Source organism: Commensalibacter communis (genome assembly GCF_947179015.1).
Classification (GTDB): Bacteria; Pseudomonadota; Alphaproteobacteria; order Acetobacterales; family Acetobacteraceae; genus Commensalibacter; species Commensalibacter communis.
This window is the reverse complement of record NZ_CAMXCM010000005.1, coordinates 39,220-55,379: the sequence shown is the minus strand read 5'-3', so window position 1 is coordinate 55,379 and position 16,160 is coordinate 39,220. Positions and strand designations below refer to the sequence as shown.

At 37.0% G+C, this 16,160-nt stretch carries 17 protein-coding genes; 9 read left to right on the top strand and 8 right to left on the bottom strand.

Annotation, left to right across the window (positions count from 1 at the left end; genetic code table 11):
* The first annotated feature begins 17 nt into the window (after positions 1-17).
* The 5 genes from PQG54_RS08970 (at position 18) to PQG54_RS08950 (ending at position 3,194) form a co-directional block, all read left to right on the top strand.
* The gene (locus tag PQG54_RS08970) at positions 18-650 is read left to right on the top strand and encodes a class I SAM-dependent methyltransferase (protein ID WP_271790314.1); all 633 of its coding nucleotides are present in this window, start codon (positions 18-20) and stop codon (positions 648-650) included.
* An 11-nt stretch (positions 651-661) separates the two neighbouring features.
* The gene (locus tag PQG54_RS08965; protein WP_271790313.1) at positions 662-1,360 is read left to right on the top strand and encodes a DUF4145 domain-containing protein; all 699 of its coding nucleotides are present in this window, start codon (positions 662-664) and stop codon (positions 1,358-1,360) included.
* Complete coding sequence (locus PQG54_RS08960) at positions 1,357-2,151, top strand: DODA-type extradiol aromatic ring-opening family dioxygenase (RefSeq protein WP_271790312.1); 795 nt, start codon at positions 1,357-1,359, stop codon at positions 2,149-2,151. The genes PQG54_RS08965 and PQG54_RS08960 overlap by 4 nt, the downstream gene beginning before the upstream one ends.
* 12 nt (positions 2,152-2,163) lie before the next feature.
* Positions 2,164-2,604: a hypothetical protein gene (locus PQG54_RS08955; RefSeq protein ID WP_271790311.1), complete on the top strand. Its 441-nt coding sequence runs from the start codon at positions 2,164-2,166 to the stop codon at positions 2,602-2,604.
* Positions 2,605-2,756: 152 nt separating this feature from the next.
* Positions 2,757-3,194 carry an SMI1/KNR4 family protein gene (locus tag PQG54_RS08950; protein WP_271790380.1) on the top strand — a complete coding sequence of 146 codons (438 nt, stop codon included), beginning with the start codon at positions 2,757-2,759 and terminating at the stop codon, positions 3,192-3,194.
* Positions 3,195-3,253: 59 nt separating this feature from the next.
* On the opposite strand, the gene PQG54_RS08945 is transcribed toward PQG54_RS08950, so the two are convergent.
* Both PQG54_RS08945 and PQG54_RS08940 read right to left on the bottom strand, forming a co-directional pair.
* Positions 3,254-3,496 carry a hypothetical protein gene (locus tag PQG54_RS08945; protein ID WP_271790310.1) on the bottom strand — a complete coding sequence of 81 codons (243 nt, stop codon included), beginning with the start codon at positions 3,494-3,496 and terminating at the stop codon, positions 3,254-3,256.
* Between the two features lie 70 nt (positions 3,497-3,566).
* On the bottom strand, positions 3,567-4,250 hold the full coding sequence (locus PQG54_RS08940) for a D-lyxose/D-mannose family sugar isomerase (protein WP_271790309.1): 684 nt from the start codon (positions 4,248-4,250) through the stop codon (positions 3,567-3,569).
* A 283-nt stretch (positions 4,251-4,533) separates the two neighbouring features.
* On the opposite strand from PQG54_RS08940, the gene PQG54_RS08935 reads away from it, so the two are divergent.
* Positions 4,534-6,456, top strand: a complete 1,923-nt coding sequence (locus PQG54_RS08935; protein WP_271790308.1) for a DEAD/DEAH box helicase — start codon at positions 4,534-4,536, stop codon at positions 6,454-6,456.
* A gap of 430 nt (positions 6,457-6,886) precedes the next feature.
* Here PQG54_RS08935 and PQG54_RS08930 read toward each other — a convergent pair whose 3' ends face one another.
* Positions 6,887-7,348, bottom strand: a complete 462-nt coding sequence (locus PQG54_RS08930; RefSeq protein WP_271790307.1) for a hypothetical protein — start codon at positions 7,346-7,348, stop codon at positions 6,887-6,889.
* Between the two features lie 123 nt (positions 7,349-7,471).
* A complete protein-coding gene (locus PQG54_RS08925; protein ID WP_271790306.1) occupies positions 7,472-7,966 on the bottom strand; it encodes a BAR domain-containing protein in 495 nt (164 codons plus the stop codon).
* 233 nt (positions 7,967-8,199) lie between these two features.
* Here PQG54_RS08925 and PQG54_RS08920 point away from each other — a divergent pair, with 233 nt between their 5' ends.
* Entirely contained in the window at positions 8,200-9,735 is a 1,536-nt protein-coding gene (locus PQG54_RS08920) for a S10 family peptidase (protein ID WP_271790305.1), read from the top strand.
* Here the strand turns inward: PQG54_RS08920 and cobD are convergent.
* Positions 9,717-10,721, bottom strand: coding sequence for a threonine-phosphate decarboxylase CobD (gene cobD / locus PQG54_RS08915; protein WP_271790304.1), 1,005 nt, complete (start codon positions 10,719-10,721; stop codon positions 9,717-9,719). The genes PQG54_RS08920 and cobD overlap by 19 nt on opposite strands.
* 79 nt (positions 10,722-10,800) lie before the next feature.
* Here cobD and cbiB point away from each other — a divergent pair, with 79 nt between their 5' ends.
* Positions 10,801-11,820: an adenosylcobinamide-phosphate synthase CbiB gene (gene cbiB, locus PQG54_RS08910; RefSeq protein WP_271790303.1), complete on the top strand. Its 1,020-nt coding sequence runs from the start codon at positions 10,801-10,803 to the stop codon at positions 11,818-11,820.
* Between the two features lie 321 nt (positions 11,821-12,141).
* Here cbiB and PQG54_RS08905 read toward each other — a convergent pair whose 3' ends face one another.
* From PQG54_RS08905 to cobU, 3 genes are read right to left on the bottom strand one after another with little or no spacing between them, the layout of a single operon-like run.
* Positions 12,142-13,584 carry a cobyric acid synthase gene (locus tag PQG54_RS08905; RefSeq protein ID WP_271790379.1) on the bottom strand — a complete coding sequence of 481 codons (1,443 nt, stop codon included), beginning with the start codon at positions 13,582-13,584 and terminating at the stop codon, positions 12,142-12,144.
* A 14-nt stretch (positions 13,585-13,598) separates the two neighbouring features.
* Positions 13,599-14,207 carry a cob(I)yrinic acid a,c-diamide adenosyltransferase gene (cobO, locus tag PQG54_RS08900; RefSeq protein WP_271790302.1) on the bottom strand — a complete coding sequence of 203 codons (609 nt, stop codon included), beginning with the start codon at positions 14,205-14,207 and terminating at the stop codon, positions 13,599-13,601.
* Positions 14,207-14,722, bottom strand: coding sequence for a bifunctional adenosylcobinamide kinase/adenosylcobinamide-phosphate guanylyltransferase (cobU, locus tag PQG54_RS08895; RefSeq protein ID WP_271790378.1), 516 nt, complete (start codon positions 14,720-14,722; stop codon positions 14,207-14,209). The genes cobO and cobU overlap by 1 nt, the downstream gene beginning before the upstream one ends.
* A 115-nt stretch (positions 14,723-14,837) precedes the next feature.
* Between cobU and PQG54_RS08890 the strand changes: the two genes are divergently transcribed.
* Positions 14,838-15,770, top strand: a complete 933-nt coding sequence (locus tag PQG54_RS08890) for a 2-hydroxyacid dehydrogenase (protein ID WP_271790301.1) — start codon at positions 14,838-14,840, stop codon at positions 15,768-15,770.
* Positions 15,771-16,160: the final 390 nt, after the last annotated feature.

Below are 16,160 nucleotides of genomic sequence, written 5' to 3'. Positions count from 1 at the left end.
CGCTAACTTTTTACATCATGAACCACTTAAAAGATTTTCATCCTCGATCTTTCGATATCGCAAGTAACGAAAGTGACCTTCAATATTTTACAAAGCACTCTGTTCCTCCTATGTTGGATCAAGGTGGTTATAAGGCAATCGAAGCCTTATATCACACTCTGATACAAGAAAGCGATACTATTCTTGATCTTATGTGTGGTTCAGACAGTCATATGCCCAATGAGGTTCCTTGTGAAAACTTAATCGGCATTGATTTGAACCCTCAAGCTTTAAAAGAAAATACTGCTTTAACTCGCAAAATCACACAAGACATCAACGATAAACCAGAGCTTCCTTTGAAAGATAGTAGTGTAGACTATATTTGCATGTGCTGCGTTTTTGAATATCTGCGTCATCCGTTTACCACACTGGAAGAGTGCTTACGGGTATTAAAACCTGGTGGTCGAATTATTATTTCCTTTACCTCGCGATTTTTACCATTGCGTGCCACGGCTTTATGGCAAGCATTAGAGAATCAAGATCGTCAAGGGCTGATTAAACTATTGTTGACCCGCACAGGATTTACAGACTGCGATCAAGGTGAAGTCCATCCTCCTGAGGATCAGACAGTTTGGAAAGATCCGATTTATAGTGTGGTGGCGAGGAAGTAAGGAGATCAATAATGAGTCAAGTAGTTCATGATTGCCCATATTGTAAAAGTAAAAATATGACTTTTGATATTATCGTTAATAGTTATGATCAAGAGTATCAACAAGCATATGGGCGCAAATATGACAGCTCTGTTATTGAACCAGATCCAGAAGCATTATTTTATAGTATGACCGTTCGTTATTATGCGCTAGGTCAATGTAGAAAAAGTGAATGTCAGCAAACAGTCCCATTCGTTTTAGAATGTCAAGCAAGTGAAATCAACATTATTGATATTCTTAGACCACCTATGAACTCCCCTTATTTATGTCCTAAACATACACCAAAAAACATAGAGAAAATCTTTGATGAAGCCGCGCAATGCTATGCAGCCCATTGTTTTACAGCAAGCTTAACTATGCTTCGAACTTGCTTGGATATGACAACAAAAGATTTATTAAACGAAGAAAGTGATCAAAAAAAATCATTGTATCAACGCATTGAAATATTGTTTAATAAAGGCTTTATTCGCTTGCGTCTTAAAGAATTTGCTGAAGAAATTCGTGTGGAGGGAAATAATGCTGTACATGATGGTGATACTAGTCCAGAAAACTTAAAAGCAGTTTTTTATTTCGTCACCTCTTTTTTAAGAGAAGTATATTCTGACGAAAAAGAAATGTCACTAATTCGAGAAAGACGCGCCCAACGTAAAAACCAAGGAAAAACCTCATGAAACGCCAACCCACTTTCTATATCCCTCATGGTGGGGGACCTTGTTTTTTTATGGATGATCCGCATGATGTGTGGACGAATATGGGGAATTTTCTGAATAAACTGCCTCAGCTGCTGCCGCAAACGCCTGATAGTATCGTGGTTATTTCAGGACATTGGGAAAATACACCAATTAAAATCCATGCGGCTGAAACCCCTTCTCTATATTATGATTATTATGATTTTCCTCCACATACTTATGAGCTGACCTATTCGGCTTCTGGCAATCCGCAACTGGCAGGGAAAATTCAAGCGCTCTTTCAAAATCATAATATCGAAACAGAATTTGAATATAAACGTGGGTGGGATCATGGGCTATTTATCCCTTTGAAAGTGATGTTCCCTAAAGCCAATATTCCGATTGTTCAAGTCTCTTTGCATCATTCCCTTGACGCACAAACCCATATTGAAATGGGTAATACCCTAGCGCCTTTACGTGATGAGAACATCCTAATTTTAGGCAGCGGAATGAGTTACCACAATCTTCCTTATCTATTTTCTGGCAAAGAATCTAGAAATGCGGATTTATTTCATGATTGGCTGAATAAAACCGTTACTAATCCAATTATTTCTGAACGCAATCAATTACTATCGAGCTGGCTACAAGCCTCTGGTGCAAGGTCAAGCCATCCTCGAGAAGAACATTTACTTCCATTAATGGTCGCTGCTGGGGCTGGCGACCAAGATGTAGGGCAATGTATTTTTAAAGATACTATTTTCCATAAACCCATCACGGGATATCAATTTGGATAAATAGATCACTCTATGAAGAAAATTATTTTATTTCTTTTATTGTTATCACCTATTTCTTTTGCTTGTGCAAAACCGACAAATATGACCATTATCGTCGATGCCGCATCACTCAAAAAAGCACATCCTGAGACAATAACATCAGATGGCAAAGCCTATGCAGACATTGATAATGACACGATAAACGATGTGATTGAGTATTCTTATAATGCATCAGCACCACCCATGGCATGCGGTAATGATGTTAATTGTATTGATCAAAATCAGGCTCTGAACTCACACCCCACATTAACCTTTCATATTATTCTTAAAGAACCTAATGCAACGATTCCTGTCAGTTATATGTGTACAGCCATAGGAATCATGAACTCAATACATAATGGGATGAAAGATATCTTTTGTGGCCCATCATTTATTTTACAATGGAATGGCGAAGACTATATCATAACAAAATGAAAATTCTGACCATAAGGGTCATATCCTCCATGAATGCTTCAGATACTGACAACAAAAAGAGTATGAAACAATGATATTTTCATCAATACTATTTTACATGAACTTATCATAGAATATTGATTTAAAGACATCATGATTAATCAGATTAAAACATTGATACAGAAAATAAAGAACATGATGATGAAGTAGAAACTGGTCATCCCGTTGATCTTACTACGATTCAGCAAGCTGAAACGATTTTGGCGATTTCTTTTCTAAACTCTTACAAAATATTTTTACAACATTTTGGATGGCTTGGTATGGGTGGTGGAGCTGGTATATGTGGAATGTTTCCAGACCAAGTTAATACTCCTGGTGATGTTGTTTGTTTTACAAAATATTTAAGAGACGATATCAACCTGCCTCATCACTTTATCGCTTTGGAATTTGAAGAGGGGGATTTAGTACTTTGTATTGATTGTTCTCAATTTAATCAAGAAACACAAAAAGCTCCTATTTACTTTTTTGATCCTGACCGTAAATCTACAAATAAATTGAACAATTCGTTTAAGGATTATCTAATAGAATATTTAGCTGCTGGTCTATCATAACAACATTCGTATCATCCTACAGCTAACTCTCTTTACTATAAGATCGATAGACACATAGCTTATTGATAAAGATTATTTTGTATATTGGCTGGTAAATGAATAGGTTTTGGAGCAACTGGTTTTTCTGAAGGATTTAGATAAAGCTCATTAATCAATCCACCGATCAGCACTGCAACAGCAAGCACTGCTATTTTAGCAAGATATTTTATTAACCTAAATTCGTTTCCTTTTTTCGCTGCTTGTTTTTTAGCAAAAGGAAGAGCAAGTAGCCCGAAAAGAATCACTGCGATAACAAAGATCATATGAAACACATCCCAATCATCTTAAATAAGAAAAGCCTCATTTTTTACAGGCTTTTCTTTGCTTTAATAATTAACTAACTTTTGGATATTCTGTGCATAACAAACGATAAGGTGCTTCATCCTCTTCAATTTTAGGAAAACGTCCCATCTTTTCATAAAAACGATTATCATGTTCGTCATCATTACACATTGAAACCTCACCCAGTAATACTGAGCCTGTTCCCTTTTCAATCTCAAAATCATGATACATATAAGGATAAACGGTAATACTTTCCCCTGGTGTTAATTTAACCTGAGAACCTGCTGGAACTTCTCTTTCCCGACCGTCACAGTGAACTTTGACTGGATTGACTTTGTCTAACGCTCCATCCTTAGTAGAATTATACACACGAATCAGCACGTTCCCACCGCCGCGATTAATAATATCTTCCATTTTATTCCAATGGAAATGCATAGGGGAATATTGACTTTCCTCTAAATAAAGTAATTTCTCTGCGTAAGTTTTCGTATATTTTTTATTTTTTAAATTACCATTACGCAATGTAATTAACGAAAAGCCAATCTTGTTAAAATCCCCTTTTCCATAGTCGGTGACATCCCAACCCAATAAATTATCACGAATCTCATCATACTCTTGATTTTTATCCTCCCAATCTTCGGGGGTAAAATAACAAAATGGAGGTAAAGAAAAGCCAACCTTTTCAATCATTCGTTCCATTGCTTTGATCGCTTGATTAATTTCTGAACGTTTCATGAGGGTTACTCCTTGATATTTCTTTAAAAAAAATATATTATGTAGTAATCTTTGCAGATTAATTTAATCTATCACATTTTGGTAAAATCGATTATAGATAAAAAACCAAAATATTTCATATGACATTTCAGGTTTTAATGTATTTGACTGCTCCCACAATCATCCTGCCTTTGCATTTGACGATCACCTCTCCTTGGATCATCACTTTTACAATAGTGACTTATCCACTTATGTCTCTCTTTTCTTAAATTTTAAGAATAAATAAACTTTATCGGATTTTTAGATGCCGTTTACACAAATCAATTCCTCACTTGCTCAAGCTCTTGAAAATAAAGGTTACAAAACGTTAACCCCAGTTCAGCAAGCTGTTTTAGAACAACAAGATCCTCATCAAGATCTGTTGGTTTCTGCACAAACAGGATCAGGAAAAACCGTAGCTTATGGTATTGCTATGGCCCCAACTCTTTTGGGAAACAAAACACATTTCAGTGCAGCCAGTGCACCACAGGCGCTTATTATTGCGCCTACTCGTGAACTTGCGCTGCAAGTTCATCAAGAGCTTACTTGGCTCTATGCAGATACAAATGCAAAAATTATTACCTGTATTGGTGGAATGAATGTTCGCAAAGAATCTTTTGCATTAGAGCGTGGCTGCCATATCGTTGTTGGAACGCCTGGTCGTTTATGTGACCATGTTCGTCGCCGCCATTTAGATTTGTCTGACTTAAAAGTCATGGTTTTGGATGAAGCAGATGAAATGCTTGATCTTGGTTTCCGTGACGAGCTTGAAGAATTATTGTCTGCTTGTGCGAATGAACACAGAACGTTGTTGTTTTCTGCAACCATTGATAAAGCAATTGAATCATTAGCAAAACGCTATCAAAATAATGCAATTCGTATTAATACCGTTTCAACAGCTCAACATATTGATATTGAATATCATGCTGTTGTTACCCATCCTAAAGAAGTCGATAATGCTGTTGTCAACCTATTGCGTTACATCGATAGTCCAACAGCAATGGTATTCTGTGCAACTCGTGAATTAGTCCGCCATATGCAATCTGCATTGATCGAACGCGGATTTTCTTGCGCTGCATTGTCTGGCGATTTAGGACAAGAAGAACGTACCCAAGCTATTAAAAGCCTACGCACAGGACAAGTTCGCGTCTGTGTAGCAACCGACGTTGCTGCTCGTGGTTTGGATTTGCCAACACTGGATTTGGTTATCCACGCAAGTCTTCCAACTAACCACGCAACATTACTTCACCGTTCTGGACGTACTGGACGTGCTGGACGTAAGGGGGTTTGTGCATTAATCGTTCCAAACAGCCAACGCAATCGTGCTGAACAATTATTACGCAAGGCTAAAGTGGCTGCTACTTGGGAAACAGCACCAAGCATTACTGCTATTCATGAAAAAGATAACGAACGTTTGTTAAATCATCCTTCTTTATTAAACAGCAAAGAGGTTCTTGGTGAAGATCAAATCTTAATTGATCAACTTACTTCCAAATTTTCTATTAATGATTTGGCTAATACTGTTATTTCTTTATATCGTACTACAATACCTAACCCAGAAGAAATCACCCCTATTTCCCTTGAAAATAGACGCTCTGTTGGTTCTGACAGAGAAAGATCAAGAGATGGCAGAGGCCGTGATCGCGATGGTCGATCTGATTCACACTCTTTTGAATCAGGCAGCTGGTATGAAATGCCAGTAGGACGCAGTGATAATGCCGATCCAAAATGGTTAATTCCAATGCTCTGTAAAATTGCGAATATCCAGAAAAAAGACATTGGTTCTATTCGTATTTCCGACAGAGCAACTAAATTTGAAATTGCTGCTGATAAAGTCGCTGACTTTAACAAATCTATTTCAAGAATCAAAGATGATGAAGTCCAAATCTCTCCGTCCACCCCTGCTGCTCCTTCTGAAGGAAGAAGAGAAGGCGGATATAAAGGCCGTGGCGGTGGTGACCGTAGAAGAGATGGCGGCGGAAGTGGTCGTGGAGGATATGGCGGCGGCAGAGGCCGTGATAAAGAAAGAGGTGAAAGAGGCGCTGAAACAGGCGAAAGAAGAGAAAGAAGTGGTGGTGGCGATCGCAGAAGATCAGAAGGTGAACGTTCTGGTAAAAGAAGACCATCTGCTGCTGCACCATCTGCTGCAAGAGGTAGCGCAAGCTCCTCTCGTAAAAGAAGAAAATAAAAATTTAGCCTTTAAAATCGGTTAGATTTCAGAGCCTATCAAAAAAACCATCTATAAAGAATTATAGATGGTTTTTTATATATAAATTATCAATATCAACGCCTGTAAATGTTTGAAAAGCAAATAATCATATTGTTTCGGAACATATTATCTTTTCAAAGTATCTATATAAATTTTTCTCTGCTGTACCATAGACCGCTTTATATAAGCTTTATTTTGATTTCTGGTAGTTTCAAGAGTTTATTTCTTGCTCTAGGCTAATTATACTATCAGCTATCCATACTAAAAGTAACAATCGCTACTATAAAAACTCGTCTATTGAACCCATTTGTTCCATCAATCTATTCATATAGACGACACAAGTCTTTATATAAAAAGGCCTATTTAATATAGGCCTTAATAATAAGTTGTATTTCAATAATTAACTAACTTATTTTTGTTGTGCTGGGGTCATATTTTGGATCTGCACACCCATTTGCTGTTTAGCTTTTTCCATATAGACTTTTTTCTGTTCTGGAGTCATTTTATTAAAACGTTCCATTTCAGCTTTTGCCTTAACTCTTGCTGCTTCAAGCGCTGTTTTTTGTTCTGGTGTTAAATTCTTTGAAATACGATCAAACTGTTCATCCGCTTGTTTTTGAGCTTTTTCCATGTATGCTTTTTGTTCTGCTGGTGTCATTTTATTAAAACGATCCATCTCAGCTTGTGCTTTTGCCTGAGCGGCCACAACTTCTTGTTGTTGTTCTGCTGATAATGCAGGCATTTTCTGTGGTGTTGCAGAAAGAGTAGCAGATGGCGCTTGACTTTGAGCCTGAGAAGAAACAGTGCTAATGGTTACGAACGCACTGAAAACACCAGCCAAAAGGATCGCATGTTTTGATAACTTTGTCATAAACAATTACCTTATAAAATAGAATAAGAACAAAAATTCGAAATGAATACTAGATCACCTTTATTTAAAAACTTCATTTGTTCAATAGAAAAATGAGGTTTTTAAACTTTTATTTCCGCTAAACTAGCGACCAAAAGGACTTGATAGATCTTTTACATCACGTTTTGTGTTGTTTTTTAGGTCTTTCCATTGTTGGCGTTGTTCTTTTTGTCTTTGCAAAGATTGTTCTTTTCTATCTTGCATATCTTTTTTGAACTGATTTTTCTTATCTTCAAATTGTTTTTTTTGATCTTTTAATGGATCTTTATAGCGATCTAACTCTTCTTGTCTTTGTTTCTTTTGAGCTTCGAGTTTATCTTTAAATTCTTTTTTTTGATTTTCTAGACGTTCTCTTTGATCTTTACCTGCATTTTTATAACGATCTATTTGCTCTTGTTGCTTTTGCATACGATCTTGAACATTTTTATTATGTTCCGTAATTTTATTGTGTAGGTTATCTTCTCTTTGTTGTAAATTTTGCAACGCACTTTGAGCGTTTGCTTGAGAAGCTGCACCCACTGCGATAAACGCACTAAATAAACTTGCTGTTAATAAAACTTTTTTTGATGTCTTTGTCATAATTTAAATACCTTATTCTTTAATGAACTTGTGCATAGAAAAGTCTATAATTTAGGCGACAATAAGGCACTATTGTAACAAATCCTCTAAAACCATATTAAATCGTAACAAACTATTATCATAACAATAATTCTCGATTTGTCTATTTTTTTAGATTTATTCTGATAGGATATTATTTCCAATTATTATTTTTACTAATCTTTAATGTTCTTGTCATAGGTAAGCTTAATCCAATGAAAAAACTTTTCTTCACGTCATGTCTTACCAGTGCCTTGATATTATCTTTGAACCTCAACTCATTTGCACAAACCATTTCAAAATCTTCTTTGAAAAATACACCTTATGTAGAAAATACCGATACGCAAACTGCCCAAAATCGCTTTGCTCTCTTACCCCAAGACACAATCACACATCATAAATTAACCCTCGCAGATCAAACCATTCCTTATACAGCACATGCAGGCACTTTATTCATCCGTAATGACAAAGCAGAAATCACCGCAAAACTATTCTTTGTCGCTTACACAATGAATAATGTCAAAGATTCTAATCGCCCAATCTCTTTCTTTTTTAATGGTGGACCTGGTGCAGGCAGTTCTTTTTTAAATTTGGGGGCAGCAGGGCCAGAAGTGATTAATTTTCCGCAAAATAATCCCACAGATGGCGCCCATGCCATCAGAGAGGCCAATAAAGATAGTTGGCTGCCTTTCACGGATATGGTTTTTATCGACGCTGTGGATACAGGATATAGTCTTTCCGCAGACCCAGACAAAGCACCTAAAGATTTTTACACGTCAAAACAAGATGCCAAGACTTTTGCCAAAGTGATTCAACTCTATTTATCCAAATCTGATCGAAAAGATCCACCTGTTTGGCTAGTCGGTGAAAGTTATGGTGGATTACGATCTATTTTAGTCGCCAATGATTTGCAAAAAAATCAAAATATTTTTGTCAGAGGCATTATTATGATCTCTCCTGCCATAGAAATGGGTTTTTTAGATCAATCCGATAATCCTATGGCAAACGCTTTTATCTTGCCTTCTTACATTGCCAGCCACCTCGAAAAGACACAGCAACTTACAGACGATAAAATCAAAGAAGCCTATCATTATGCGATGAACGACTATCTTGCAAAAATCATCAATCCGATTCCCACTTCAGATCAACAAAATTTCTATCAAGAACTTAGCCAAAAAACAGGATTGCCTACAGAAATCATCGCGCAACATAAAGCTGTATTAGATCCATCTGCACATGACATTCGCAGCCGCGATGGAAAATTACACAGCCTTTATGATTATACACTGACCATTAATGATCCTTATCCTGATGGGACGAATAATGAAGACAGCCCAGAGCCTGTTTTATCAGGGTTTGGCAAGGCTTATGGGGGCATGTTTGCAACCTATGCAGCACAAGAGCTTAAGTTTCCAACCCCTTTAACGTATAATTTATTAAACATGCCTTTGAATAGTAAATGGAGTTATACAGATAATGGATTTTCTATCGTCCGTGGGATGCCTATTCTGCGTAAATTAATGGCGTTAAATCCATCAATGAAGCTCTTTATTGCACATGGTTATTTTGATTTAGTTTGTCCTTTTGCCTCTTCTCAATGGATTATCAATCAGATGCCTATTAACCAAAACCGTATCAATTTAAAGCTCTATAAAGGCGGTCATATGCTATATGCAAACCCCAATAGCAGAGCAGCCTTGACCCATGATGTTCAGCAACTGTACCTGCAGGATCAGCCTGCTGAAAAATAATCTCTAATCGTTTTTTGAACTCTATCCCATTGTCGCTTATGAGGCAGACCAAAGCGCAACCAATGTGCATTATATTCAAACTTTCGTACCCAAATGCCTTGACTGGCCAAATATTTCCATAATGTTTGTGCTTTTGGGTATTCAATCAATCTAAATAAGTGCGTACCTCCAACAATTTGACATTGATGCGTTAGAAAAAGTTGATCTAGCTGTTTTGCTTGCAGTGATAATTGACGTTGAGACTGCAAAAACCAAGATCGATCTTGCAAGGCTTGTAATCCAATCTGTAAAGCTGCCCCACTGATAGCCCAAGGCCCTAACATTTGTCTCACTCTTTCTATATGATCAAGGTCAGATAATAAAAACCCTAAACGCACCCCAGCCAATCCATATGTTTTTCCAAAAGAGCGTAGTATCGTCAATGCAGGATGAGGTAGCAAACTGCCTGCACCCTCCCCTTCAAAATCCATGAAGGCTTCATCAATAATCAGATGATTCTTAAACTGCGCCCAGTAATTCGCAATATCTTGAAGCTGAGACTTTGAAAATAATCGCCCATCAGGATTATTGGGATTACAGATAACTCCTACCACTTGATCTTGTGACGCAAACTTCATCAATTCTCCTAACGAAGCCACTTGATGCGCTGGAATACCTGCTTGCTGCCAAGAGTTAACATGTTCCATATAAGTCGGGCATAAAACGCAAACCTGCTTTGCCTTAAAGATATAAGGCAATAATGAGATCAGGATTTGTGTGCCAGGGGCTGCAATCACATAACTTTCATCCTCTGCCCCGTAACAGTGTGCTGCAATTTTTCTTAATTGTAATTCATCGTGAACACTCGGTAATTCTGTCCAACGTTCTGTCGAAATTGATAAAAATGGATAAGCATAAGGATTAATCCCTGTGGACAAATCAATCCAAGGCAACACAGCGTCAGGAAATTGTTGTTTAGCTTCTTGTAACTGACCACCATGAATCATTGTGATTTACGCATCCTTTTTATAAAAATCTGATATAGTCCATCTATCGAACTTTTTGCATCATGTCATATCAGAGCTAATGAAAAAACTATTTATTTATGTTATCCAAACACTGCTTTTACGCCATTTAAAAATAATGGCTATTGCTATTTTAATTGACGCAATATGGGGTGACCCTAAACAAATTTATAGTAAAATTCCGCATCCCATTGTGTGGATAGGCAATTTGATTGGTTTGTTAGATAAAAAATTCAATCATCCCACAGAGGCACCTCAACAACAAAAAAGAAAGGGATTTATTGCTCTCGGGTTGGCTGTAACCATTCCAAGTATCTTAGGTTATTTCTCGCAAAAAATCATCTTTAACTATTTACCAAAACCAATTGCATATCTGATTTCTGGAATGATTGGCAGCATCTTTGTTGCCAGACGCTCTTTACACGAACATGTTCAAAACGTAGCAGACGCACTTGACCAATCTGATATTAACCTTGCCCGTCATGCAGTCAGCCAAATTGTCGGCAGAAATACTGAACAATTAAACCAATCAGGCATTGCCAGGGCTGCTATCGAAAGCCTTGCTGAAAATTTCTCAGATGGTGTTACTGCCCCTATATTCTGGGGGGGTGTTGGTGGATTACCTGGGATTATTGCCTATAAAGCCATTAATACAGCCGATAGTATGATTGGACATAAAACCAAGAAACATTTATTTTTTGGATATGCTGCTGCTAAAACAGATGATTATGTGAATTATCCAGCATCTAGACTTTCGGCGTTATGGATTATCTTAGCAGCCAGCAAACACCCAATCGTTGATTTTCAATTTGTTGTTCAAGAAGCTAAAAAACATAATTCACCCAACGCTGGATGGCCAGAAGCTGCTATGGCAACTTGTTTATCCATTTATCTTGCAGGGCCACGTCAATATCAAAATACCGTGATTAATACCCCTTGGATAGGCAGAGGAAGAAAAACAGTAAGTAAAAGGAATCTCAAAAATGCATTAAAACTATTTTCATTAGCTTGTAATTTATATTATTTATTTGTTTTATTGTCGTTGTATGTCTTAACCAAAAGTATAAGTACTAAAAATTAATATTTTTATCAAGTAATTAAGATTTCATTAATAAATATTACATTTTATTATTACAAATAATTAATTAATACCATATAATAGTTATTGACAAACTGTAAATAATGAACTTTTTTATCTTCTTTATCGAAAAAATCTTATTGCCAAACTACATAAAATAAGGATATACATAAACATGGTTATCATTTACTGGCTTTTATACCAGTAATCAATAACTGCAGACTACTTAGAGATTACCATCTATTTCCTTTACTTAATCTCTTTTATTAACTACCTAACTACTTAACTTGACCTCTCTAATCATTTAGGGAGGTTTTTTTTACATTAACTATATTGTAATAAAGTTTCTATAGTTATATTCTGTTCAATGTGCTGGGCCCACTGATCTAAATGATCTTCAATTTGTGATAAAAAATCACAACTGCTCGTGCAAACACCAAAATAATGCAACAAAGCTTGACGTGCTTGATTATGGTGAAAAATTCCATGTAGGTAAGTTCCTAAGACCCGACCGTTACTTGAGATAACCCCATCTAATTTTTCTTGTTCTAATCTAGCAAAAGGGGTGTAGGCACCATGATGGACTGTTGTACCTAAATGCATTTCATATCCTGAACAATATATGCCCTCAATAAAAAGCTTGCCTTTCACTTCATTTAACTTTTTAGAACGCTCTAATCTCGTGGATATATTTATTAATTCTAATCCTTTAATCTGAGGCACTTCCCCTTCGATACCATGTGGATCAACAATCTCTCTGCCCAGCATTTGATATCCCCCACAAATCCCCATCACATAACCGCCCTGTCTTACATGAGCTTTGATATCAACGTCCCATTCGGTTTCATATAAAGCTTGTAGATCATTAATTGTTGTTTTAGATCCAGGAATAATAATCACATCCGAGCTTTTAGGAATAACATCCCCTACTTTTACAAAATTTAATTGAACGTTTTCCTCATATTTTAACGGATCAAAATCGTCAAAATTTGAAATCGTTGGTAAAAGTAAAACAGAAATAACGAGCTTGCCTTGTTGTTTTTGATGAGTAACAGATTTTAAATCTGCAGCATCTTCGGCTGGCAATTGACTGAGTTGAGGAAAATAAGGAAGTAATCCAATATTTTTCCATTGCGTCTGTTGGCTGATCCATTCCATTGCTTCTGTAAATAAAGAAGGATCACCCCGCATTTTATTCACAATAAATCCTTTAATTAAAGATAGATCATCTGGTGATAAAACTGCATGTGTACCAATAAGGCTCGCAATAACGCCCCCGCGATCAATATCCCCGATTAAAAAGACAGGCGCTTTGACGGCTTGAGCAAACCCCATATTGGCAATATCATGTTCTCTTAAATTGATTTCTGATGCAGACCCTGCCCCTTCGATTAAGACAATGTCTGCTTGTTGGGATAAGATTTCAAAGCTCTCTAATACATAAGGCATTAGCTGAGATTTTATAGCTTGATACTCTCGGGCTTTGGCTGTCCCCCACACTTTACCTTGAACAATGATCTGTGAACCAACTTGACTTTGCGGTTTTAACAGAACAGGATTCATATGCACACTGGGTTCAACACCACAAGCCATCGCTTGTAAAGCTTGCGCACGTCCAATTTCACCACCTTCTTTGGTGACAGCAGCATTATTAGACATGTTTTGAGGCTTAAAAGGTAAAACCTTAAAGCCTCGTCGCCTTAATGCTCTGGCAATTCCAGCAACCAATACCGATTTCCCAACACTGGAACCTGTTCCTTGGAACATCAAGGCACGTGCCATTAAAATTCAACTCCTTTTTGAGCTTTTACACCAGCTTCGAAATGATGTTTGACTAAATTCATTTCTGTGACTAAATCCGCTGCATCAATCAATGCTTGTTTCGCATTGCGACCCGTAATCACAACATGTTGCATTGCTGGACGATTGCGCAATCCTTCAAGAACAGTTTCTACTGTAATATAATCATACCGTAATGCAATATTCAGCTCATCTAAGACGACCAATGCAATTTCTTCATCTTGCAAATATTTCAACGCAACATCCCAGGCTTTGGCACAAGAGGCAATATCTTTTTGCTTATCTTGCGTATCCCATGTAAAGCCCTCGCCTAACGTATGCCATTCTAATAAATCGGGGAACCTGTCCCCCATTTTACGTTCACCCGTTTGCCACTCTGGAGCTTTAATGAACTGAATAACGGCACATTTACGACCATAGCCTAGATTTCTGAATACCAATCCAAAAGCAGCTGTCGACTTCCCTTTTCCAGAACCTGTATGCACCATTACCAGCCCTTTGGTTTCTATTTTAGAAGATACAAGCTCTGTTTGTAACTCTTTTCTCTTTTGCATTTTCTTTTTATGCAACTCAGCATCATGATCTGTCATTATATATCCCTCTCTTGTGATTTTATCTTCATTGGATAGCCCGCCACGATAAACGTAAAATCCTCCGCAATCGAGGCTATTTTTTGATGTAATATCCCTGCATAATTCCGAAAAGCCCTTGCCATGGGTTCAACGGGAACAATTCCTTGCCCAACTTCGTTACTGACGATAAAAATATCCCCACCGTACGATTGCAAGGCGTCAACGAGCTGTATGGTTTCTTGTTCTATATCTCTTTCATCCATCATTAAATTCGTTAGCCATAATGTTAAACAATCTATTAAAATAGGCGCATGATTTGGTTGCTTTAAATAATCTGCTATTTGAATAGGCTCTTCAACAGTAATCCATCCCGTTCCTCTACGCTCTTGATGATGTTGTATCTTTTGTTTCATTTCATCATCCCAAGCTCTGCCCGTTGCTAAATATATCCAGGGTTGAACATATTGTTTCATTTGTATTTCTGCATATTGGCTTTTTCCTGATTTAGCACCACCAAGAATAAAATGAATCATCACATTTAACATACTTTTTAATTAAATTTACAAAGAGGCTCATAATATGCCTATAATTAACCAACATTCAACATGAACATTTTATTCCGTTTAATAGATTAAGGACAAATGAATAATGAAACCAAATATTTTACAACTTGTTCCGATGAATAAATCTATCCAAGAACAAATCAATCAACAATTTACCAATCATATTCATATCGACGACCTGCCTTCTGCTGATATTTTAAGCAAAGTCGAAGCAGTGATTACGAATGGGGTTATTGGCGCGCCGACTGAAATGCTAGATCAATTACCTAAGCTAAAACTTATTACAGTTCATGGGGTTGGGTATGATAATGTCAACATAGAGCTCATTAAACAAAGAAATATTAAACTGAGTATCGCGACCAATGCCCCCACACAAGACGTTGCAGACATGGCGATTGGTTTATTACTGGATGTGGCACGTCAATTAACGTTACGGGATCAATTTATCCGTGCTGGGCGTTGGGAAAATGAACGGTGTCCTTATCAAGGTAATTCTGTTTCCAATAAAAAGATCGGCATTATGGGCATGGGACCCATCGGCAGAGCTATTGCACAACGAATTGCTGCGTTCGATAACGAAGTCTCCTATACGGCCCGTCATCAGCACACGGATGTACAGTGGAATTTTGTGCCATCTTTATTAGAGTTAGCTAAACAATCCGATATTTTGATTATAGCAGCCAGCGGTGGCGATAACTCTCGAAAAGCCGTCAATAAAGAAATTATCGAAGCCATCGGTGAACGAGGCTTTTTAATTAATATTGGTCGTGGCGTAACCGTTGACGAAGAGGCGTTGATCGAATGTTTACAGCAAAAGAAAATAGCGGGTGCTGGACTAGATGTATTTGCTAATGAACCACATGTTCCCCAAGCATTAAAAGACCTGCCAAATATCGTAATGGCTCCACATTCCGCAGGTGCAACCTATGAAACATCTAAAAAAATAGCAGAAAAAGTATTAAATTCATTGGAATTATTCTTTGCAGGAAAACCATTGCCTGATGAAGTAAAATTATAAGATCACATGTTACAACCTGATATTATATCTAGCGTAGCAATTTAATACATCAAAAAAGCCATCCGAACTTAGGAATGGCTTTTTCTATTGTTTCCTGTAAATATAGTTAATAGCGATTTTTTAAATAAGAGTAACAAACGTTAGTTATTATTATGTATAAAATCACATCAACCTGCTTATTCTTATTTAGTTAGTCGCAGCAAGAAATTTAACTCATCTTGTGATAAACTCATTTACCTTGAATAGTGACCAGGTAAATCCTATTTTCAAAGCATCGCATCACAGAAATTAAAGAATTTTTCTTTGTAAATGTTCTGCTCATCTTTTTTACAATATTGTTTGCTTTAAAATAACTTTCTAATGAAATAGTCATACGACTTACTCGAGCTG